This window comes from Pseudoalteromonas sp. BSi20480, assembly GCF_000241365.1.
GTDB lineage: Bacteria > Pseudomonadota > Gammaproteobacteria > Enterobacterales > Alteromonadaceae > Pseudoalteromonas > Pseudoalteromonas marina.
Map to the genome: position 1 here is coordinate 14,546 of NZ_BADX01000153.1, position 18,840 is coordinate 33,385.

18 protein-coding genes, 1 tRNA gene and 1 pseudogene are annotated in these 18,840 nt (G+C 38.2%); 4 read left to right on the forward strand and 16 right to left on the reverse strand.

Features of this window, described 5'->3' with window-relative positions:
* Nucleotides 1–415: 415 nt before the first annotated feature.
* The 5 genes and pseudogenes from ruvB to P20480_RS03540 form a co-directional block, all read right to left on the reverse strand.
* Nucleotides 416–1,423 carry a Holliday junction branch migration DNA helicase RuvB gene (gene ruvB / locus P20480_RS03555; RefSeq protein ID WP_008131989.1) on the reverse strand — a complete coding sequence of 336 codons (1,008 nt, stop codon included), beginning with the start codon at nucleotides 1,421–1,423 and terminating at the stop codon, nucleotides 416–418.
* A 7-nt stretch (nucleotides 1,424–1,430) separates the two neighbouring features.
* The gene (ruvA, locus tag P20480_RS03550) at nucleotides 1,431–2,048 is read right to left on the reverse strand and encodes a Holliday junction branch migration protein RuvA (RefSeq protein ID WP_006794477.1); all 618 of its coding nucleotides are present in this window, start codon (nucleotides 2,046–2,048) and stop codon (nucleotides 1,431–1,433) included.
* A 2-nt stretch (nucleotides 2,049–2,050) separates the two neighbouring features.
* On the reverse strand, nucleotides 2,051–2,575 hold the full coding sequence (gene ruvC, locus P20480_RS03545) for a crossover junction endodeoxyribonuclease RuvC (RefSeq protein WP_008131991.1): 525 nt from the start codon (nucleotides 2,573–2,575) through the stop codon (nucleotides 2,051–2,053).
* 130 nt (nucleotides 2,576–2,705) lie between these two features.
* Nucleotides 2,706–5,206: pseudogene (locus P20480_RS18660) on the reverse strand (ABC transporter permease).
* The gene (locus P20480_RS03540) at nucleotides 5,196–5,909 is read right to left on the reverse strand and encodes an ABC transporter ATP-binding protein (RefSeq protein ID WP_006794480.1); all 714 of its coding nucleotides are present in this window, start codon (nucleotides 5,907–5,909) and stop codon (nucleotides 5,196–5,198) included. Before P20480_RS03540 ends, P20480_RS18660 begins: the two are co-directional and overlap by 11 nt.
* On the opposite strand from P20480_RS03540, the gene P20480_RS03535 reads away from it, so the two are divergent.
* Together P20480_RS03535 and P20480_RS03530 are read left to right on the forward strand one after the other, a co-directional pair.
* Nucleotides 5,910–6,533: an arylesterase gene (locus P20480_RS03535; protein ID WP_008131997.1), complete on the forward strand. Its 624-nt coding sequence runs from the start codon at nucleotides 5,910–5,912 to the stop codon at nucleotides 6,531–6,533.
* Nucleotides 6,534–6,644: 111 nt separating this feature from the next.
* Nucleotides 6,645–6,721, forward strand: a tRNA-Pro gene (locus tag P20480_RS03530).
* A 160-nt stretch (nucleotides 6,722–6,881) separates the two neighbouring features.
* Here the strand turns inward: P20480_RS03530 and P20480_RS03525 are convergent.
* Complete coding sequence (locus P20480_RS03525; protein WP_008131999.1) at nucleotides 6,882–7,142, reverse strand: hypothetical protein; 261 nt, start codon at nucleotides 7,140–7,142, stop codon at nucleotides 6,882–6,884.
* A 167-nt stretch (nucleotides 7,143–7,309) separates the two neighbouring features.
* Here P20480_RS03525 and P20480_RS19955 point away from each other — a divergent pair, with 167 nt between their 5' ends.
* Nucleotides 7,310–8,224 (forward strand): YbjQ family protein, encoded by a 915-nt coding sequence (locus P20480_RS19955; RefSeq protein WP_008132002.1) that lies wholly within the window; start codon nucleotides 7,310–7,312, stop codon nucleotides 8,222–8,224.
* Between the two features lie 39 nt (nucleotides 8,225–8,263).
* On the opposite strand, the gene P20480_RS19045 is transcribed toward P20480_RS19955, so the two are convergent.
* The 8 genes from P20480_RS19045 to P20480_RS03490 all read right to left on the reverse strand — a co-directional run bounded on the left by P20480_RS19045 (nucleotide 8,264) and on the right by P20480_RS03490 (nucleotide 15,371).
* Nucleotides 8,264–8,455: a hypothetical protein gene (locus P20480_RS19045; protein ID WP_008132004.1), complete on the reverse strand. Its 192-nt coding sequence runs from the start codon at nucleotides 8,453–8,455 to the stop codon at nucleotides 8,264–8,266.
* 328 nt (nucleotides 8,456–8,783) lie between these two features.
* On the reverse strand, nucleotides 8,784–9,314 hold the full coding sequence (locus P20480_RS03520) for a hypothetical protein (protein ID WP_008132006.1): 531 nt from the start codon (nucleotides 9,312–9,314) through the stop codon (nucleotides 8,784–8,786).
* A gap of 336 nt (nucleotides 9,315–9,650) precedes the next feature.
* Nucleotides 9,651–10,979 carry a VapE domain-containing protein gene (locus P20480_RS03515; protein ID WP_008132007.1) on the reverse strand — a complete coding sequence of 443 codons (1,329 nt, stop codon included), beginning with the start codon at nucleotides 10,977–10,979 and terminating at the stop codon, nucleotides 9,651–9,653.
* A complete protein-coding gene (locus tag P20480_RS03510; RefSeq protein WP_008132008.1) occupies nucleotides 10,976–12,001 on the reverse strand; it encodes a hypothetical protein in 1,026 nt (341 codons plus the stop codon). The genes P20480_RS03515 and P20480_RS03510 overlap by 4 nt, the downstream gene beginning before the upstream one ends.
* 147 nt (nucleotides 12,002–12,148) lie before the next feature.
* Nucleotides 12,149–12,859, reverse strand: coding sequence for a hypothetical protein (locus P20480_RS03505; protein WP_008132010.1), 711 nt, complete (start codon nucleotides 12,857–12,859; stop codon nucleotides 12,149–12,151).
* A gap of 2 nt (nucleotides 12,860–12,861) precedes the next feature.
* Nucleotides 12,862–13,047, reverse strand: coding sequence for a helix-turn-helix transcriptional regulator (locus P20480_RS03500; protein ID WP_008132011.1), 186 nt, complete (start codon nucleotides 13,045–13,047; stop codon nucleotides 12,862–12,864).
* Nucleotides 13,048–13,126: 79 nt separating this feature from the next.
* Entirely contained in the window at nucleotides 13,127–13,999 is an 873-nt protein-coding gene (locus tag P20480_RS03495) for a hypothetical protein (protein ID WP_008132012.1), read from the reverse strand.
* Nucleotides 13,986–15,371 (reverse strand): tyrosine-type recombinase/integrase, encoded by a 1,386-nt coding sequence (locus tag P20480_RS03490; protein WP_008132013.1) that lies wholly within the window; start codon nucleotides 15,369–15,371, stop codon nucleotides 13,986–13,988. The genes P20480_RS03495 and P20480_RS03490 overlap by 14 nt, the downstream gene beginning before the upstream one ends.
* Before the next feature lie 653 nt (nucleotides 15,372–16,024).
* Here P20480_RS03490 and P20480_RS03485 point away from each other — a divergent pair.
* On the forward strand, nucleotides 16,025–16,609 hold the full coding sequence (locus tag P20480_RS03485) for a hypothetical protein (RefSeq protein WP_006794482.1): 585 nt from the start codon (nucleotides 16,025–16,027) through the stop codon (nucleotides 16,607–16,609).
* A 146-nt stretch (nucleotides 16,610–16,755) separates the two neighbouring features.
* Here P20480_RS03485 and P20480_RS03480 read toward each other — a convergent pair whose 3' ends face one another.
* Together P20480_RS03480 and P20480_RS03475 are read right to left on the reverse strand one after the other, a co-directional pair.
* Nucleotides 16,756–17,004, reverse strand: coding sequence for a hypothetical protein (locus tag P20480_RS03480; protein ID WP_008132014.1), 249 nt, complete (start codon nucleotides 17,002–17,004; stop codon nucleotides 16,756–16,758).
* Nucleotides 17,005–17,107: 103 nt separating this feature from the next.
* Entirely contained in the window at nucleotides 17,108–18,745 is a 1,638-nt protein-coding gene (locus tag P20480_RS03475; RefSeq protein WP_008132018.1) for a type 1 glutamine amidotransferase family protein, read from the reverse strand.
* Nucleotides 18,746–18,840: the final 95 nt, after the last annotated feature.

Here is an 18,840-nt window from a genome sequence, read left to right on the forward strand (position 1 = left end):
TAATATGATTTTAAGTCGTGTTACATTGTTTTACTCTATTTGGATAAAACCTAACAGTGTAAAACATGGTTCCCCCAGATTACTTCCTTTAACTTGTTGTTAGCCCGCATTATTTGCGGGCTTTTTTTTACCTAAAATTTGGCCTAGACCAAAATATACAGATTCATTTAATATTGTTTATTGAGGCAGAAATTTAGCACTAAACCTAGCCAGCCATAGTCAGCACTGACTAAGTTGAATTTTATGAAAGGCACAATAGCCACACACGCCTTAACGCTCTGTGAATTGTTGGTTAACCAGAATTCAGGCTAGTTAATGGTAAGGCAAATGACTTTTCGTAGATAAAATACGTTATAAACGGACGTGCCCTTGCTAACGGTTATTTTTAGCAAGGGTTTAGGAAAGGTGTTTAAAATTAGTCTTTTTTAGGTAACAAGCCAAAATGATGGTACGCATTGTCAGACACAATACGTCCGCGCGGTGTGCGCTGAATAAACCCTTGTTGAATTAAAAACGGTTCAATAACATCTTCTATTGTTTCACGCTCTTCACCAATGGCAGCGGCTAAATTATCGAGCCCTACGGGACCACCCATAAACTTTTCAATGATGGCTAGTAAGTATTTACGATCCATATAATCAAAACCGCTTTTATCTACATCAATCATGTCGAGTGCTTGCTGGGCAACGTTTGCATTTACAGTGCCGTCAGATTTAACCTGAGTATAATCTCGCACACGGCGCAATAAACGATTAGCAATACGCGGCGTACCCCGTGACCGTTTAGCTATTTCACTAGCCCCATCGTCGCACATTTCTAGCTCCAGATAATGAGCTGACCGGCCCACTATATGCGATAAATCCTCTACTGAATAAAACTCCAAACGCTGCACTATGCCAAAACGGTCACGTAGTGGCGATGTGAGTGAGCCTGCACGCGTTGTAGCGCCTATTAACGTAAATGGCGGCAAATCCAGTTTGATAGAACGTGCAGCAGGGCCTTCACCTATCATTATGTCAAGCTGATAGTCTTCCATTGCAGGGTAAAGTATTTCTTCAACCTGTGGACTTAACCTGTGGATCTCGTCTATAAACAGTACATCACCTTCTTCAAGGTTTGTAAGAAGTGCCGCTAAATCGCCTGCTTTTTCAAGTACAGGTCCTGAGGTGGTTTTAATATTTACGTTTAATTCGTTTGCTACAATATTCGCCAATGTGGTTTTTCCTAAACCTGGCGGACCAAATATTAATAAATGATCAAGCGCTTCATCGCGGCTGCGTGCAGCTTCAATAAATATTTCCATTTGCTGCTTAACATGCGGTTGACCTCGGTAATCAGCCAACAGTTTTGGCCTAATTGCTCGGTCAATCGAGTCTTCATTTGTTTTTTCAGTCGCGTCAATTAAGCGATCCGCTTCAATCATGGGTTACTCACAACATCGATTTTAAAGATTCTTTTATAAGAACCTCAGTAGACATATCCGGTTTACTCACCGATTTTACTGCTTTTTGTGCCTGTGGCAATTTATACCCTAATGCAACAAGTGCAGAAACGGCATCATCCGCTGCATTATTAGCCACTAATGCATCGCTGTGAGGCTCTATCACTGCGCTATCGCTAAATGGTGTAAATAAATCATTACCCCAATCTTTTAGACGGTCTTTCATCTCAAGCACTAAACGTTCAGCTGTTTTTTTACCCACACCCGGTAATTTAACCAGCGATGTAGCATCTTCATTATTCACACAGCTAACAAACTGTTGCGCCGACATTCCCGATAAAATAGCGAGCCCGAGTTTTGGCCCTACCCCATTAGCTTTTAAAAGCTCTCTAAATAATGCGCGCTCTGTTTTATTATTAAAACCAAACAGTAACTGCGCATCTTCACGCACTACAAAATGAGTATAAACAATCGTGTTTTCACCCACTTTTGGTAAGTCGTAAAAACAGGTCATTGGCATTTGTACTTCATAACCCACGCCGCTTACTTCAAGTAAAATTTCGGGGGGTTGTTTTTCAACTAAAATACCATTTAAGCGGCCTATCATTGTTATTTCCTTAAGCGTCCTCTAACGGTTTTGCTTGCGCTACCCGCTAGTTTAATTAAATTTTGTTCTGAATGAGCATGGCAAATTGCTATTGCTAATGCATCTGCTGCATCGGCTTGAGGCGTACCCGGTAATTTTAGAATATTTTTTACCATATGCTGTACTTGGCTTTTGTCTGCACCACCGTTGCCTACTACAGCTTGTTTAATCTGCCTTGCCGAATACTCAAACACTGGTAAATCAGCCATTGCAGCACCCACAATGGCAGCACCACGCGCTTGGCCAAGTTTTAATGCAGAGTCGGGATTATGAGCCATAAATACTTTTTCTATAGCAAACGTTTCAGGCGAAAACTGCTCAACAAGTTGAGTGATGCCCTGATAAATCATTTTAAGTCGCACCGGGAAAGGATGATCGGCTAATTTTATACAGCCACTGCCTAAATAAGTAAATTTAGCACCTTGGTGAGCAACTACACCGTAACCAGTCAAACGCGATCCTGGGTCGATCCCTAAAATAATGGCCAAATCACATTCTCGTTGTTTTTATTGTAAATTAGGCTAATAATGCCAGAGCACTGTATAAAATACCAGTACCAAGCAAAAACAAAAATGCTCGCTTAAATAGCGAGCATTTTAAACGCAATAAAAACTAGTTTTACCCTAAAGCGCGCACTAATCCTTGGGTGTTTTGTTTAAGGGTACGGGCAATCATCAAATAACCCAACCCGGCTACAAATAAACCACCAGCAAGCGGGCCTATAATCCATATGTGTGGATGAAGCTTGCCCGTAAGTTCAAACATTTGTTGCTGCACAATCAAAAGCGCTAAGTCGCTAAAAAATGCAGCAACTAAACCGGCTAATCCACCTAATAATAAAAACTCGTACAAGGTCGCATTTTTAATTAAACGGCTTTTAGCACCTAATGTTCTTAAAATTACAATTTCTTGCATGCGTTCACCTAAGCTCGCTTGCACTTGCGAAATGAGTACTAATGCACCGCACAAAACAACAATGGCAAGTACAAAACCAATGGCGAGTGATACTTGCGATATTGTGGTTTGTATTTGCTTTACAAAGTTGTCTACATCGATTGCAGTAATGGTTGGATAGGTGCGCAACAGTTGGCTAAAGTCGCGCTTTTGCTCAGGTTCTATCCTAACCGACGAAATATACGTTGCCGGAAAATCTTTAAGTACATCTGGGCTGAGTATAATAAAGAAGTTGGGTTTAAGCGTTGCCCAGTTAACTGTACGAACGCTGGTAATTTTAGCATCGAACGACTGCGCGCCAATTAAAAAGGTAAGTGTGTCGCCAATTTCAACGTCAAGGCGCTCTAACATCGACTCTTCAACTGATGCCTCGGCCACTGCGTTTTCACCAAACCATTCACCTTGAATTATCTCGTTTTGAGCCGGTACATCTTTAAGCCACGTTAAGTTTAGCTCACGGCCAATACCCGAACGCGCTTCTTCATCTTTTTTCTCATTGTCTTGAAGAGATACTTCACGTGCAACCAACTCACCATTTACCGCGTTAACACGCCCTCGAATCGTTGGGTAGAAGTCAGACACTAAAATGTCTTTCTCAGCAAGGTAATTATTGATTGGTTCAAGGTCGTTTTGCGTAATATTAACTAAAAATGCATTGGGCGCATCGCTTGGTAATTGCGACTGCCAATCAGCAATCATGTCATTTTTAAGCACAACTAAAAACAGAAGCAGTTTAATGGCGAGCGAAAAACTAATAAGTTGAACTGCATTTACATTGGCACGCTTTTGAATCGACGCAATAGCCAATGACCAACTATTACCTGGTTTCAAACCCAGTTTTCGGCCACCGCCAAATATAAGTTTAGATATTAAAAACAACACGCCAATTAAAGTTAGTGTGGTTATAAATAATATTAGCGTTATTTTTATATTGTTACTAAATAACCACATTAACAAAAACACGGTCAATGCACTCATAGCCAAGTGCACGCGGCTCACCGCTAGTTTGTCACCTAAATTACGACGCAGTACCCTAAGCGGCGGAATATCGAACAAATCAAATAACGGTTTAATAGAAAACATAACGGCGCAAATTACACCCGTACTAATTGCTACAAGCCAAGGCTTAAATCCACCCATCGGCAATTCGCTTCCCATACTTTTTGAAAGGTATCCGGTGGCTATTTCTTGCAAGCCGTAACCAATCAATAAACCTATACTCACAGCCATTGCACATACAAGCAATAAGTGAAGCATGTAAATTTTACGGATCATTGAGCGACTGCCGCCCAATGTTTTCATCATCGCAACAGGGTCATATTGGCGCTCGCAGTATCGTTTGGCTGATACAGCAATCGCTACTGCAGCCAAAATAATACCTAGTAAACCCGCTAACAATAAAAACTCTCTGCTCGGTTTAAACTGTTTGAAATTGGTGATTGACGATCTTTAACACCGTACCATTGTTGGTTTTCTTTCATTTGTGGTTTTAGCCAGTCATAAAAGCTGTTTATGTCGTCTTCACTACCGGCATAGAGCTGACGGTAAAAAACACGGCTCCCAGGCTGAACAACCTCTGTTTTTGGTACATCTGCAATATTTATTAATACACGACGGCTACTTGAAAATACATTAAATGGCGCATCAGGCTCCTCAACGATCACTTTTTCTACATTAAATAACGCAGCACCTAGCTCAACTTGCGAGCCAATATCAATATTCAGCGAGTAAAAAACAGACTCACTGAGCCATACATTGCCTGGATTTGGGCCACCGTTTGCAATAACCGTTTCACCCAGTAATGTGTTTTTTACTTTTAGCTGCCCTTTTAACGGGTATGCGTCTGACGCTGCTTTCACCGAGCTAAATTGCATTTCATCATTAGCAAACAACATGGTGTCGAAGTACACCATTTGCGCAGTTTGTAAGTTATGACTTTTAGCTTGCTCAATAAAAGCGGTGTCGATGGCATGGCTGCTTGCCAATACTCGGTCGGCAGCAATAAACGCACTGCTTTTTTGTGCAATGCTTTGTGCTATTCGATCTGTCACCATAGACAAGGTAAGTACAGTTAATACCGCTAAAGCAATAGCTGCACTAATTACCGTTAGCTCACCTCTTCGAAATTCTCGCGCAAATAATTTAAGCGCTAATTTAGCCCACATTTGCAACGTCCTCTGCTTCACTTTTTACAAGTAAGCCTGCTTCTATCTGAATAATATGCTCACATTTTTGAGCGAGTCCTTCATCGTGCGTCACTAAAATTAGCGTTGTACCATGTTGAGAATTTAAGTCGAACAGCAGCGACTCAATCATTTTGCCGTTCTTACTATCTAAATTAGCTGAAGGCTCATCGGCAAATAAAATTTTGGGTGTGCCAATAAAAGCGCGGGCAATAGCAACACGCTGTTGCTCACCACCCGAAAGCTGAGATGGGTAATGATCTGTTCGGTGGCTTAGGCCTACTTTTTTAAGCAAAGCAAGTGCCTGCTCCTTAGCATCACTTTTTCCCGCTAGTTCTGCAGGCAACATTACGTTCTCAAGAGCTGTTAAGCTTTGCACCAACATGAAAGACTGAAAAACAAAACCAATTTTAGCGGCACGAAGTGCTGCACGCGCTTCTTCGTCTAAATCATGAAGCGGCTCACCGTCTAAAAATATTTCGCCATTAGTCGCTGTATCCAAGCCTGCTAATAAACTCAACAAAGTAGACTTACCTGATCCCGACGTACCAACAATAGCAACAGACTCACCGTGCTTGACATTAAAGCTGATGTCGCTGAGGATGGGCAACTCACCTTCAAAGGTAGTTACTATTTTAGACAAACCATTAACTTGAATTATATTTAATTGAGAAAGCGCTGACATATGACTCATTCAATCCTTCGTTTAGTATTCATTTTATTTTTAGTTATCAAACCGCTGAGTGCAGCAGCCGACAACACGATTTTAATACTTGGTGACAGTTTAAGCGCAGCCTATGGCCTACAACAAGAGCAAGGCTGGGTAAAATTGTTACAAGATAAGTACAATGACGAGCAAGCCGACATTGCACTTGTAAACGCCAGCATTAGTGGCGAAACGTCTGGCGGTGCACTTCGCCGTTTAGATGCGTTACTTACCCAATACCAACCAACACACGTGCTTATAGAGCTTGGTGCAAATGACGGTCTTCGCGGCTTTCCGGTAAAAAAAATGCAAGCTAATTTGACCGCGCTGATACAAAAAAGCCAAGCAGCTAATGCAATGACCGCGTTAATGGAAATTTACATTCCACCTAACTACGGCCCTCGCTACAGCAAAATGTTTACTGATAGTTTTAGCCAAATTAGCGAAGAGACTGATACACATTTATTAAACTTTTTTATGCTCAATATCGCTGATAAACCAGAGCTAATGCAAAACGATGGGTTACACCCTAACAAAAAAGCACAGCCGTTGATACGTGATGAGATGTACGACTCGATCAAAACTTGGTTGAATAAAGACTAAAAAAATAACCTAGCTTAAGTGGGCTTTTTAGCTCACTTGCCTAATAAACACCCAAACAAACAATCGCTTATTGATTTTTAAAAAAAATACACGTACTATTGCACTCAACGTCGGTATGTAGCGCAGCCTGGTAGCGCACTGTCATGGGGTGGCAGGGGTCGAGAGTTCGAATCTCTCCATACCGACCAATTAATCAATAACTTACCTCAAATCCTAATAAGTTATTTTCTAAATAAACACTTCGTGTAGCCAATCTGTAGCCACTCTATTATTTTTTTAGTCAGAAATAACTTTTAATACTTCGTGCGTACTGGTTGCGAATTTCTTCTTACGGTGTCTGAAAATACCCTAAATAAATCTAGTTATCTTTTTATACTCCTTTAAGCTGTTACGTAGCCCCCACACACCTGAAAAGCCGTTTCTTTGTAGATACCTGAATAAGCTTTTACGCGTCCAGCTGTTACCCCAGCTTGTTTTTAAGTCATTGCTATTTAAGTAATTAACTAACAATTCATAACTTGGGTTTTTATATTTATGTGAACCACTCAGCACTACCGCTAACGCTTTAAATATTTGCCTGTCATTGTTAAGTTTATCAATTCGTTTCATAAGTCCCCCGCTATGAGTTCCTATTATACCCTTTTTAGCTACGTTTCAGGCAGACTAGTCCTATTTCAAAGAGGGGTAAATATTGCTTTACATTAGTTGGTTTAAATAGCTTGAGTTTGGTTCATTCTTTTGTAACTCTAATAAAATTACAACTACTAAGGACGGTTATGTTTTTATCAGACAATCAGCAATCAAAATCTTCAAGTACAAAAACCGAATGGACTTTAAACGACAAAGGCTTAACTAATAATTTTACTGAAACAACTTATGAAATTAACTGCCTCAGCTTTTCACTAAAAAAAGATGGTTATAAAGGTGTCGCATCAATATTTTATAACAATGATTTCCTCTGCAATTTAACTACCCTATATAGCCAAGCTGGGATTTATAAAAGGTATGGCATCAAAGAAAGCATAATAATAAATAATAATATTAAAGATAAACTGTTAGATATAAGCAATAACGAAATCACGCTATCTAGCGCACTAATCAACTTCAAATCAAAAGACTACGGTATAGCTGGTTTAAGGACTGTTGAATGTAATTCCTCTTATGACGTCCTATTTTATGGTAAATATGTAACGAGTGTTTCTAAAGAAACAGCTCATAAAATAGAGACTACAAAAGACATTTACCTAAAGAAAAAACTTTCAGCTTTAAATGAAAAAGTAAAAGACGAAAATACATTAAGCGAAATTGAAAAAAGGAAAAATAGCCTCTATACAAAAAACTATAAAATAACTCGAAGCCCGAACGAAGTTATACTCACCACTGAAACAGCATCAAACTTAAATGTAGTACAAAGGCTGGATGTAATTACTGCTGAATGTGCGTATGGCATGAATATTTTTAAAGACTTGTTCGCAAGCATTAGTGATATTTTTGGCGGCAGAAATAAAAGCATACAAAATACTCTAAAAGACGCCCGTAAAAACGTATTAGCTGAACTCCAAAAGGAAGCCTTTTCTTTAGGTGCTAATGCTGTAGTAGGTATAGACCTAGATTACAGTGAAATATCTGGCGGTGGTAAGTTTGGCATGTTGTTTATCGTTGCTTCGGGTACTGCGGTGATAGTTGAGTAATCCTGTCAGAATTGAAGCCCAAAAAACTTGGGCTTATCATCACTTATTGAATTTTGTTTTTATTAAGCTTATGACTTCTTCGTTATCATGTAACTCTGCGTATTCTAAGGGTGGAGTAGAAAACTCCGCATAAGTGATGTCTTGGGCTGTATTTAAAATATTTTTTACGCCTTCAACATCATTATCAGCAATTGCATTTAGTAACGCTTTTTGGCTGTTGTATCTTTGCATGGACGCGTTATGTTCTGTTTGCTCTCGATTACAATGCTTACAAATAATAGCTTCATTCTTTATTAGTTCAGCACAAAATGGACATTTTTTTTGTTGTACCTGAGGCTAGTTCTTTGCTCTCGATAGTTTGGTTGTCCTTTTTAGCGACAAGCGCTAACACTATACCAAGGGGGCCAAGAACAAAACCGACTAAAAACCATAGAAAGCCGCTTCTTCCTTTATTACTTCCAGCAATACCTGCTATTAATCCGCACAAACAAAAAAAGAACAATAAAACCCACTGACATACTATTTCCCTATATTTTTTATTTTCAAATTCACTGATATATTACATATCATTCTCAGGAAATATAAACTTTTTAATTTTAGATTTTTCTGCTTCATTTTTAGGTGAGGCTGCTTTTAGCTCAATACTCTTACCGTAAAATTTACTATCTTGAAACTCAGCTATAGTATAAAAACCGTTTGAATCATTAAACCAAATGATTCCTCTTTTAGACCCTTTAGTTATTATTTTAGTAGGATCGCCATACTGCTTTAACAGTTCGCTCTCTAAATAACTAAATGAATAATTCAAATCGCCCTCACTTAACTCTAATTTTATTTTGTGAATAACTCCATCAGCTACTTTTACTGTTATTTTTGTAGGAGAGTTAAAAAAAGTAGTTGGTATTTCACATGTAAAGTTATTATCTGCTGAAGTGTATTCAAGTGTTTCATCTGGGCAAGCTGGGAGTCTTTCGTTAATCGTGAACCCTTTAATTGAAGAAAAGTTCATCTTTTTTTCTGGGAGTTCAGAACATGCGGCTATAACTAATAGTGAAAGTGAAAGTGAAAGTGAAAAAAATTGTTTAATCATATTAAAAATCCATTTAAAATTTATCCCTCATCAAGCCTAGCATAATCCCCGACTCACCAAAAATACATTTAACAAAGTATGAAAAAGAAATAACAGTTAGGAGTTAAGTAAAAACGCTAACTTCTCTATATTAGCCTTTTCTATACTCGGTAGTCCTTATTCTTTTTACTGACTACCACGTATTTAATCAGTTATTTTAATTATTTATATAAAGTTACTTAACTACTTAACACAAATAAGTAAAGCCCTTATAAATAAAGGGCTTTAGCGGAGTTAGGTAAATTTTAAGAGCTTAACTTTACTCAACTAACCTAACAGTTAATATAAAAGAAGCGGCTAGTTACTGCTTAATTTATATCGTGTTTGATTCCCCCCCGCTTTTTTAGCTTGTAGATAACCTTCTCGGTTTAGCTGTTTTAGCGCTTTACCAATAATGCTGTTTGACTGAGAGCTAAGCTTTTTATCTTCATAACTTAACTCACCAGCAGTAAACCAGCCATTTATACACTGCGGCCTGTCTATTTCGTTTGCAAAATCTATCTTACTGGCAGGTGCTATATAATTGTCGTATATGTAACTATATGCAAAGCCCTTATCTTGATAGCTGTCATTAAGCTTGGCTATTTGCTGCAAATCTTCGTCTTTTAGCATCCAACCATAACCACTTAAATAGAGATGCTTTACTTCAAGCCAAAACTGTTTGAGTTGTGACTCATCAACCTGTTTTAATGAGCCTGTACCGTCATAGTGCCAGCCTAGCAACTCGTTTAACTTATCCATGTTAGCGGCCTGTTCCATTTCAATAACAGCAAAGCGGCTTGAGCCTGTTTCATCCTTTAAAAATTCGCTACCGTTAACCGTGGCAATAAAATGTGTTTGCCGTGGTTTTTTAATATCGAGCCTTGCATAAGGTGGGCGAACCGTATCAACCTTATTAGTAATAAACGCTTTTAAACTACCTTGTGAGTTTTTACTGGTGCGTTCAAGCTCGCCTAACTCAACAATAAATGAGCGAATACAGGATAAAACACTGTCTTTATCATCGGGGTTTAGTGCCGCCCCTTCTAAAAACGCATGTGGAATAATCTCTGCAAAGCGAGAAACAAACGCTGTTTTTCTGAAAGATTGATCACCTTGTAAAACAGGCACAAGTTTACTGTTAAAGTTGCTCTCATAAATAGAGGCCACACAACCAACCAGCCAGTGCTTTAATACGGTTTCGGCTAACGCTTCATGCTTGGCATTTAAACAGCTAATAACCGCACTAACGCGCTCTTTACCGTCCCACTGTTCACCATCTAAGTATAATTTTATGGGGTGGTATTTAGTTTGCTCACATAGCGCGACTAAATGTGTGTTAATTGCCTTTTCAGGTAAACCATAAATGTTTGCAGCAGATATAAGCTTACTATTAATACTGTCGTAAGAGTCGGCTATTAAATTACCAAACATGTCACACACCTCATTATTAAACGTCATCATGTTAAGCCTAAAGTCTAGGCTGCAAAAATTAGCTAAATCAGCAAGGTTTTGATTAGTGTTCAATACTCTTACATTGCCTTTACTGTCCTCTTTTAAATCGGTAAAGCGTGGCCTATCTAGTGCCGTATTTTGAGGTAACTCTATTTCGTAGCTTTTGTGCGGGGCTGGTATATTTATACTCATAATTTAGCCCCCATAAATAACGTTTGGGTGCGTTGGTTTTGCTTATAAATTTTGTACTCTTTTAAGTTGTGTTTGTGCAACTCAGAAAAGTAAGTTTCAGCCACCAGCTTTAACGCTCGTTTATAATCGCCTTGATAGGAACGTATCACCATAAAATCAAACTTATCTATACATAAGCCATTAGCGCAGAGGTCATTTTCATGGTGCGAATAATAACGCTCTTTACCATCGGTATGACTCGTTAATATATAAGCCCCCGCTTGTTTACTGGTTGATTCTGGCGGCAAATAAGCTTTACCTTGTGCTTTGTAGCCGTATTGAATAAGCAACTCATGCCATGAATAAGCACTGTTTACAGCATCTATAATAGAAACCTGATTACCTATTAACTCTGTTTGATAAGCTGGCTTTATAGGCAGACTAATAGCCTGTTCTAGCTCTTTGCTTTGCTCTGCTTCAAATTGCTGTGCGTCCTTGTAAAGCTGAGAGCTTTCAACATTAAGCGCCCTACCTTCTGCAATTTTAAATTGGTAGCTATCATCTTTTAAACGTACAGGTAAATACATAATTTGCTGTGGACGCTTAGCGCAATCATCAGCGTTAAAAATATAACTCAAATAGCTTTCCATAGCTGCCCATACCTTATAAGTAATAGAAGCGGCTAGTTCTATATAAACTCTGTAACGGTTTGTTGTGGCCTGTTGCTGGTGGCTTGCTGTGGTATGAATTATGTATGACTCTATACACATGCTCTCTAGCATATCGGCAATAGTAGCTAACTCTAGGTTAGTATCGTCTAAATCAAGCCTTAGCAATGTAAAGCTATCATGTAAGAGTATTGACTCTTTTGTTTTATTGGGCGCATCGGTGGCCGCTATAACGGCCGATTTAGCTTTAGCCTCCTTAGGTGTTAATGCGCCTAAGCTTTGAGGGCTTGTAACATTTAGCTTTAACGCATGCCAATTTATATAACTAAAGTCAGCGGTGACATTGTGGCTTTTAGCGTGTAAGAATTTAAGCATGTTTAAGCCCCCTACTAAAAATAATACTTACAAGAAACATGCTTATACTGGCGGTAGCGCTCAGCAATGTTTTAAGTTTATTGATATAATAGAGGCCACAACATAGATTTTTAATAAGCCCTTTGTCGAGGGCTTTTTTATGCTCAATCATAAAGCCCCCGATTTAATCAAAGAGAAAGATAACGCCACTAATACCACTATTTGAAAAATTAAATATATTATTAAAATTAAAACTTCACTAAGCTTTACACTTACCTCTGAGTTGAGTAACTTATCAAACGCAAGCTTTATTTGTTTGTAACTTTTAAAAGAGCTCATTTTTTTGTACTCCTTTTTTTGCTGGTGGTCAGTCTCTACACTATCTCTACTAGCACTTGAATTAGAAGCCGTTACAGTTGCCGCTGTAGTGGCTTTTTCATTTTCGGTTTGTTGATTGTAGTGATCATCGTTTGCAGCATTACTCACTAGATCGGCAAGCTCTGACTTCGCTCTGATAGATTCAAGAAAGGCTGTAGACTCCCTAATTCGACCTTGCTTTGCCAGCTTATGTGAATCTTGTTTATACTCGCTTTTTCTCTCTGCCCTTGCTTTAGCATCATCAAGCTTTGAACCTGATTTATGTCTAGGGTCTAAACTACGCGAAAAAATAACGCCTTTATCATTTGTGTGATTAATGATGTTCCAGCAATACTTACTCCCCCCTAAGCTTTGTATTGGGCTACGCTGGCGACCATTAAAAATGTGGGTTAATTCGGCCTCTAATACCTCATCACTATCTAAAAGTAATGACAGTAGTTTATAAGCTTGAGTATGTGACTTAGGTATATAACAAGGGTTAAGGTCGTTAATAGTTAACATGATTAAGCCTCCTTACTTTCAAGCCATGCGTCTAAATCTGCCTTACGATAAATACAGCAACGACTAGTAATGTGGATTTTTCGAGGGAAGGTTGGGTCATTTTCTCCAAGGCGATAAAGTGAAACTTTGCTAATACCAAGGTATTCAGCAGCTTGTTGTAAACGTAGGTTTGAGTTGTTTAAAGACATTTATATTTACCTCATGGTTGCTATGTCGAGATAAATATATTTTTTATAAGTGTTCAAATCTTTCAGAGCTGAACACTTATTACTTTTTTATTTTCTTTTCATGTAAAAAATTACTAAAAGTTCCACGACCTAGTCCAAATCCTTTATACTTAAGGTGCTTAAACATCTCATTGTCACTGACTGCTTTACCTTTCTTTGCTTTCAGGTAATCATCAATTACTTTTTGCATTTCAGGAATGTCACCATCGTACTTGCTTCCTTTCTTCCCACCCGATTTCTCTGATTTTATCCTCCCTATATGATGAAGGCGCTCAAGCTTTTGAGTTTCTAGGTTTTTTAAACAAATAGCTGCTCGCATTAAATGGACAGAAGCACCACTGAATCCATCATTCAGCGCCCATTTATAAGCACTTAGCATTTCAGTTAGCCCTTCAATCGCAGTATAAGCTATTGGGTTTTTAGAAGACTTACGCTCAAAATATTTTTTATAATCACTAATGTAGTTATCTTGTTTAAGCGCAGCTCTTCTATCCTCTTGATTTAAATTGTAAAAAGGTACACCATCAGAAACTCTAATAGGTGAATCACAGGCTCTAATGTGGGAATAAAAACCCTCAGCTTTTAAAGTTGACTCAAAGAAGACAGCTAACTGCAACCAATTAAAATAAAAGCTATCCACTAGATCACTGTTAAACTTAACTATATCCATTACATCTTTGTACTCTGACAATTGACCCTCTGATAACTCACCATCCCCAAAATCAGGTGCAATACTGTATTTACGTCTATTTATATAACCTGCTTCGACTTTATCTGAATTTTTACTATTTGTTTGAACTGAATAAGCAGCATATTTATTCATATTAGCTAACTTTTTGAATGGCTTTTGATCGAATTTAATTAATTCACTTTCTAGCGATTCAACTTCTTTTAAATCTTCAATACTGAGCATTATGCTTTCCTTCATTTGCAACAAACCAATCATTAGCCAAAATATTCCCGACATCTGTTTCATCGTGCCTTAGATAATTAGCCGCAATCATCGACCCATCTTTATGACCGACCAAGCCCGCAATAGTTAAAACAGGCACACCACGTGCCACCAGCTCAGATATAAAGTTATGCCTAAAAGAGTAAAAATCTAATCCCTCTAACACGCCTCCAAGTGCTTTAACCTGTTTCCAGTGCCTAAGGTGCGCTTTACGCTCTAAACTTTTATTTGTGCGCTCTGATTTGAATATTAGGCCTTTTTTAGCCTGTTCTTGTTGAGCTGCCCAGCTATCAAATACATGCTTTAACTCACCTGTCACAGGGAATTTAATTTTTCGGCTATTTTCTGCTTTTTTAGTTTTACTAGGTGTGAAAATCAATGTGGTTTGGTCGTTGAATTGATTAAATAGTAAGTTTTCCCATTTTAAAGCGTATATGTCAGATGGGCGCATACCCGTTAAACGTGCAATATGGCAAAAAGGAATAAACCAGTGCGGATAAGTTAAGTTATCTAAATTAACTAGGTGGCTTTTACCATGTGCAATACTTGAACGTCTTTTCTTTTTAAGGTTATCTGAGTAAAGCTGTAAGCCTGTGCTTATTTGCTGTTTGACTTCATTGCTGAATATATCGCGCTGGTGGCTTAATTTTTCGTTATGCGCTTCTAGTTCGTCTTGCTCTTTAATAGTGAGTGCTGGCAGGGTAAAGCTTTTAATTGGGTTAACCTTGAGAATTGGCTCATTAACTCCTTTTAAAGGTTGGGTAGCAAAGTTAAGCATCGCTTTAAATGCGCCAAAATCTCTCACTAAAGTTGAGCGCTTTATACCTTTACCTTTGCGCTTGTTGTACCACTGTAGAATGTCAGCGCTATTTAACTTATCCATATCGCGGTTAAACAAGTGTTCAAAATTATGCTTAATTACCTTTAGTGTACCAGCGCCATATCTGTAATTATCTAATTTATGTGGAGTATAAATAGATTCATAAAACGCCCCTACAGTTATGTAAACGTTTGCCGCTTTTAGCTGTTCGGCCTCGCGTTGTTGCTGCGCTAGTGCCTCTTTATACGAGAGCGGATCAACCCCCTCTCTTAATTTGGCTTTCCATGAAATAGCCTCTGCTGCGGCTTGGCTTGGCTTAACATTCGCGTCAGCAATTGTGGCTGTTCTTCGTTTGCCGAGTAAATCCGTGTAACGTAATCGCCATGCGCCACCACTAGACAATTTAATATAAAAGAAACCTGATATTTTATCGCACCCTAGCTGCTGCCTTGGGTCTGCTTCTTTTTTAAATACCGATAATTTAGCTTGAGTAATTGAAGTTAAGTCTGCCATGTTTAAACCGAGCGTGTAGCCAATGTGTAGCCAGTATAACTTAATTTTTAGAACTATGCTGAAATCACCTGAAAACTTAAATCAATTAAAAACAACGAGTTAATTATAGATCGTCTTACACACCAAGGCCTAAAACTGTCATGGGGTGGCAGGGGTCGAGAGTTCGAATCTCTCCATACCGACCATTTAACACCTCTCCTGTTTCTATAATTAACCTTCAAAAAAGTATTAACCCGAAAAATTAATTTACTTAGAGATTACTTAAACCAGTAGTTCTATGGCTGTCCATTGCGCCTAGAAAACAGTGTCTATCAATTGGTTCCTACTTAGTATGCAGCAATATCTTAAAACCATCCTTACGTGCCGACATTTCACCCGGTGCTAATTACTAACTTAATAAAACGACAAAGTAACAAAACCCTTTTTAGTTTTTAAAAGCACATGAAGGCACTAAATATACTTTAAGTATATTGTTATTCGCTTAAGCATAATCTGGATGAAATATAACAAGCGCGGCTAACGATACACGTTTAATTTACAGAAAATCCCAACAAAACTTTTCATTATAGTAAAGAAAACAAATAAATCTGCACACTTATTGAGCATTTTATTTAATTAACATATGATAAGGTTTTATTTTTACGGTGTTGAACATGGACTTTTCAGCTGAAGAATTAAACTTTATCTCTGACTTATTTAAGCCAGAAGATCAGGAAGTAAAACCAAATCATAAGCTTACTTTACAAAGTAGTGTACCCGCAGGCATTGCGCACCTATTAAGTAATGCAAGCTTAACGCTATTAGCAAAAGTTGCGCACTATCAATTGTGGTTTCCGCTTGATTTAAAAATAGATCCCTCTGGGGTTATTAACCCAACACTCAGTGCGCCTGAAGTTATTGATACTAAAGGCACGCAACGCAGTTGGCGTTGGAGCCAGCTCAATATAAAAAGCGAAGGTTTTTATATTGAGTCTATATCTAGCACAGGGATATTTTTAAAACCTCTAAAAGATAACAGCCGACTGGGTAATATGAAAAACGTGCAGTTTACATTACCAAACGAAGAGTGTATTTCAATTGATATAGAACCTATTAGGCAAAATAAATCAGGAATGGCTGCAAAAATTACACGTATTAATACTGGAAAAGAGCAGTTAAGAACCTACCTATTTGAAGAGCATAAACGCCAATATTCGGCATTATATGAAAATGGTCAATTAGTAAACGAAATACGTTAATATGCGAGTTATGCAGTAAAGCCTTCATTTATTTAGCCTAAATCGGTTTTTTACCTTTTATATTTCTTAGCCTTGCTTGATGTTTTAACTCATTTTAAATTTTGCAAAAAAAAAGCGCTAAACAGCGCTTATTGATTTATATGTAATTAGTGTTTGGGCTTTACACCGTTACGAACCATATCTTGCCCATTAGTAAATACATCTTCGGTGATACCGCGGGCCAATAGTAGTTGCTGTTTATCATCAAATACGGCAATAAAACGGGTACCGTCTGAGTTTTTAGTCGCCATACCAACGCCAGATACCCCTTTTAACCCATAGCCACCGCTTTCTATTTCGAGTAAAAAAGCTTCTAAGTCTGCTAAGTTATCGATTACATCACTTTCATTATTCATTTTAAAACTCTTTTAATTTCTCTGCTTTATGCAAAGTAGTTATACGTAATGCTGGTTATTTTATAGAGCTGGTACTTAAAATCCAAATATTTACGCCTTAAACTTAAAACGACTCGACCACCAGCGATAAATTACTCACAGCACAACCAAATGGTTTGGTGTTTATTCGGTCATAGCGTGTATCAGCATTTGTATTCAGGCTAATTAAAAATTCATCTTGCTGAGCAACCGCACTTTGCTCTTGAGCGAGGCACATAGCTTGTGTCAAAGAGCGTAATTTAGCATCCGTCAATATGGTCCCAAAACGCTGAACTGGCAATGGCGGAATTTTTATTGAGGGCAATGTTTTCCCCAATGTGCGCTCGCTCAAAGTAAATGAGTTATTGCTCACATCAATTACACTGCCAGAAGGCCAATAAGAATAGCGGTATTTTTGAGGTTTTGAATTTGTCTTTTGCTCAGGGGGATGCACAGCAATGTTTGTTGCCTCGGGAGTTAAATGGACCACACCATTTTCACCTACGACCGTCATTAAATTACCTTCTGGCGATTTTATAACAACCAAGGCGGTATTCTCGTCTACACCAAAACCATACTGTGATGTAGCTTTACCGTTGCTAAAAGTGTCAATCATCATGGCCAATTTAAAAGTTTGGTTTTGCTCACTAAAGTGCGTACTTAACACACCATAATTAAACGTTGCTAAGCCCTTTTTAGTGGTCAGGGTTTCCCCTTTTAGTACATTTGTACTTGTTACGTTTTTATTTGTAATTAAGCTATTACCTTGTATGGCGCTCCCCTCACCTATTCCCACAATAACCGGGCTTGTTATAAGTGAATTTGTCCATGGGTAAGGCTCGTTTTCATCATTAAATAAAACGCTATGCAATAACGCAGTATCGCCACTATGAAACATAACGCCGGTACTGTTTTTTATTAATGTGGTTAATGCAACTACTCCACTTTTACACAAGCCGTATTCGGTTTGAGTTTGCGAAGGATAAATTGACTCTCGGTTATACACTTGCATAGCGCTGTTTCTTAGTGAAGGCAGTTGATCGCAACGACCCGTGGTTATTGCCTTTGCAAGTGCAGGCGTTAATGCAAGCCACTTGGTACTTATTTGTGATTCTGCTAAAAGAGATGTTGCCGCTTCAGCATACGCGTATGGATCACGACGCGCTGCAGTAATAACAAGCATGGTCGGTTTAGCGCTATTTACTTTTAGGCTACCAGTAATAAATTGTAAAATATCATTATTTTCATAGCGTGAAGTATTAATTGCTTTGCTATTCATTTTTTTATCATTCTTACTTTCTGACACTTCGAGCATATCAAGCACATAATTGTATTCATGCTCCGATAAGCTTTCTAATTGCAAATTATCTACGTCACGCCACTGCCACAGTAAATTTTGCTTTGACACATGCTTAGGTTCATTCTTTTGTAATTGCTTTAGCACATCTAGTGTCGCTTTTTTATTAGAAAGGCTACTGGTTGGCCAATTTTTTGCTATGAGCTTTATCTTATTAATAGTAGGTGAGTATAATTTTTGGGTTATATTTTCAACCTTCTCACTCCTAGTACACGAACTTTCAGCGCACATGCGTGGCTCTGATCCTAATAAGACTAATGTTTGGCTTTGTTGTTGCGCGGCTAAATCAACCGAAAATACAGTACTTATTAGTGTAAAAATCGCTGTTAATAGCATGTATTTATTAAATAAAATTTGATTTCTCATAGTAATAGTCTTAAAAGTGGCAAAATGCGCTACAAGCTTATCAGTTTAGTGGCTTGGGCTAAATACCTCGCTTACATAACTAACGGTGTATTTAA

Excerpts from the sequence above, each read along its gene's own strand:
- P20480_RS03480 (WP_008132014.1), bottom strand. The coding sequence starts at position 17,004 with ATGAATAATGAAAGTGATGTAATCGATAACTTAGCAGACTTAGAAGCT.
- ruvA (WP_006794477.1), bottom strand. The coding sequence starts at position 2,048 with ATGATAGGCCGCTTAAATGGTATTTTAGTTGAAAAACAACCCCCCGAA.
- P20480_RS03485 (WP_006794482.1), top strand. The coding sequence starts at position 16,025 with ATGGACTTTTCAGCTGAAGAATTAAACTTTATCTCTGACTTATTTAAG.
- P20480_RS19045 (WP_008132004.1), bottom strand. The coding sequence starts at position 8,455 with ATGCAAAGATACAACAGCCAAAAAGCGTTACTAAATGCAATTGCTGAT.
- P20480_RS03525 (WP_008131999.1), bottom strand. The coding sequence starts at position 7,142 with ATGAAACGAATTGATAAACTTAACAATGACAGGCAAATATTTAAAGCG.
- P20480_RS03540 (WP_006794480.1), bottom strand. The coding sequence starts at position 5,909 with ATGTCAGCGCTTTCTCAATTAAATATAATTCAAGTTAATGGTTTGTCT.
- P20480_RS03520 (WP_008132006.1), bottom strand. The coding sequence starts at position 9,314 with ATGATTAAACAATTTTTTTCACTTTCACTTTCACTTTCACTATTAGTT.
- P20480_RS03510 (WP_008132008.1), bottom strand. The coding sequence starts at position 12,001 with ATGCTTAAATTCTTACACGCTAAAAGCCACAATGTCACCGCTGACTTT.
- P20480_RS03535 (WP_008131997.1), top strand. The coding sequence starts at position 5,910 with ATGACTCATTCAATCCTTCGTTTAGTATTCATTTTATTTTTAGTTATC.
- P20480_RS03475 (WP_008132018.1), bottom strand. The coding sequence starts at position 18,745 with ATGAGAAATCAAATTTTATTTAATAAATACATGCTATTAACAGCGATT.
- P20480_RS19955 (WP_008132002.1), top strand. The coding sequence starts at position 7,310 with ATGTTTTTATCAGACAATCAGCAATCAAAATCTTCAAGTACAAAAACC.
- P20480_RS03495 (WP_008132012.1), bottom strand. The coding sequence starts at position 13,999 with ATGCTCAGTATTGAAGATTTAAAAGAAGTTGAATCGCTAGAAAGTGAA.
- ruvB (WP_008131989.1), bottom strand. The coding sequence starts at position 1,423 with ATGATTGAAGCGGATCGCTTAATTGACGCGACTGAAAAAACAAATGAA.
- P20480_RS03515 (WP_008132007.1), bottom strand. The coding sequence starts at position 10,979 with ATGAGTATAAATATACCAGCCCCGCACAAAAGCTACGAAATAGAGTTA.
- P20480_RS03500 (WP_008132011.1), bottom strand. The coding sequence starts at position 13,047 with ATGTCTTTAAACAACTCAAACCTACGTTTACAACAAGCTGCTGAATAC.
- P20480_RS03505 (WP_008132010.1), bottom strand. The coding sequence starts at position 12,859 with ATGTTAACTATTAACGACCTTAACCCTTGTTATATACCTAAGTCACAT.
- P20480_RS03490 (WP_008132013.1), bottom strand. The coding sequence starts at position 15,371 with ATGGCAGACTTAACTTCAATTACTCAAGCTAAATTATCGGTATTTAAA.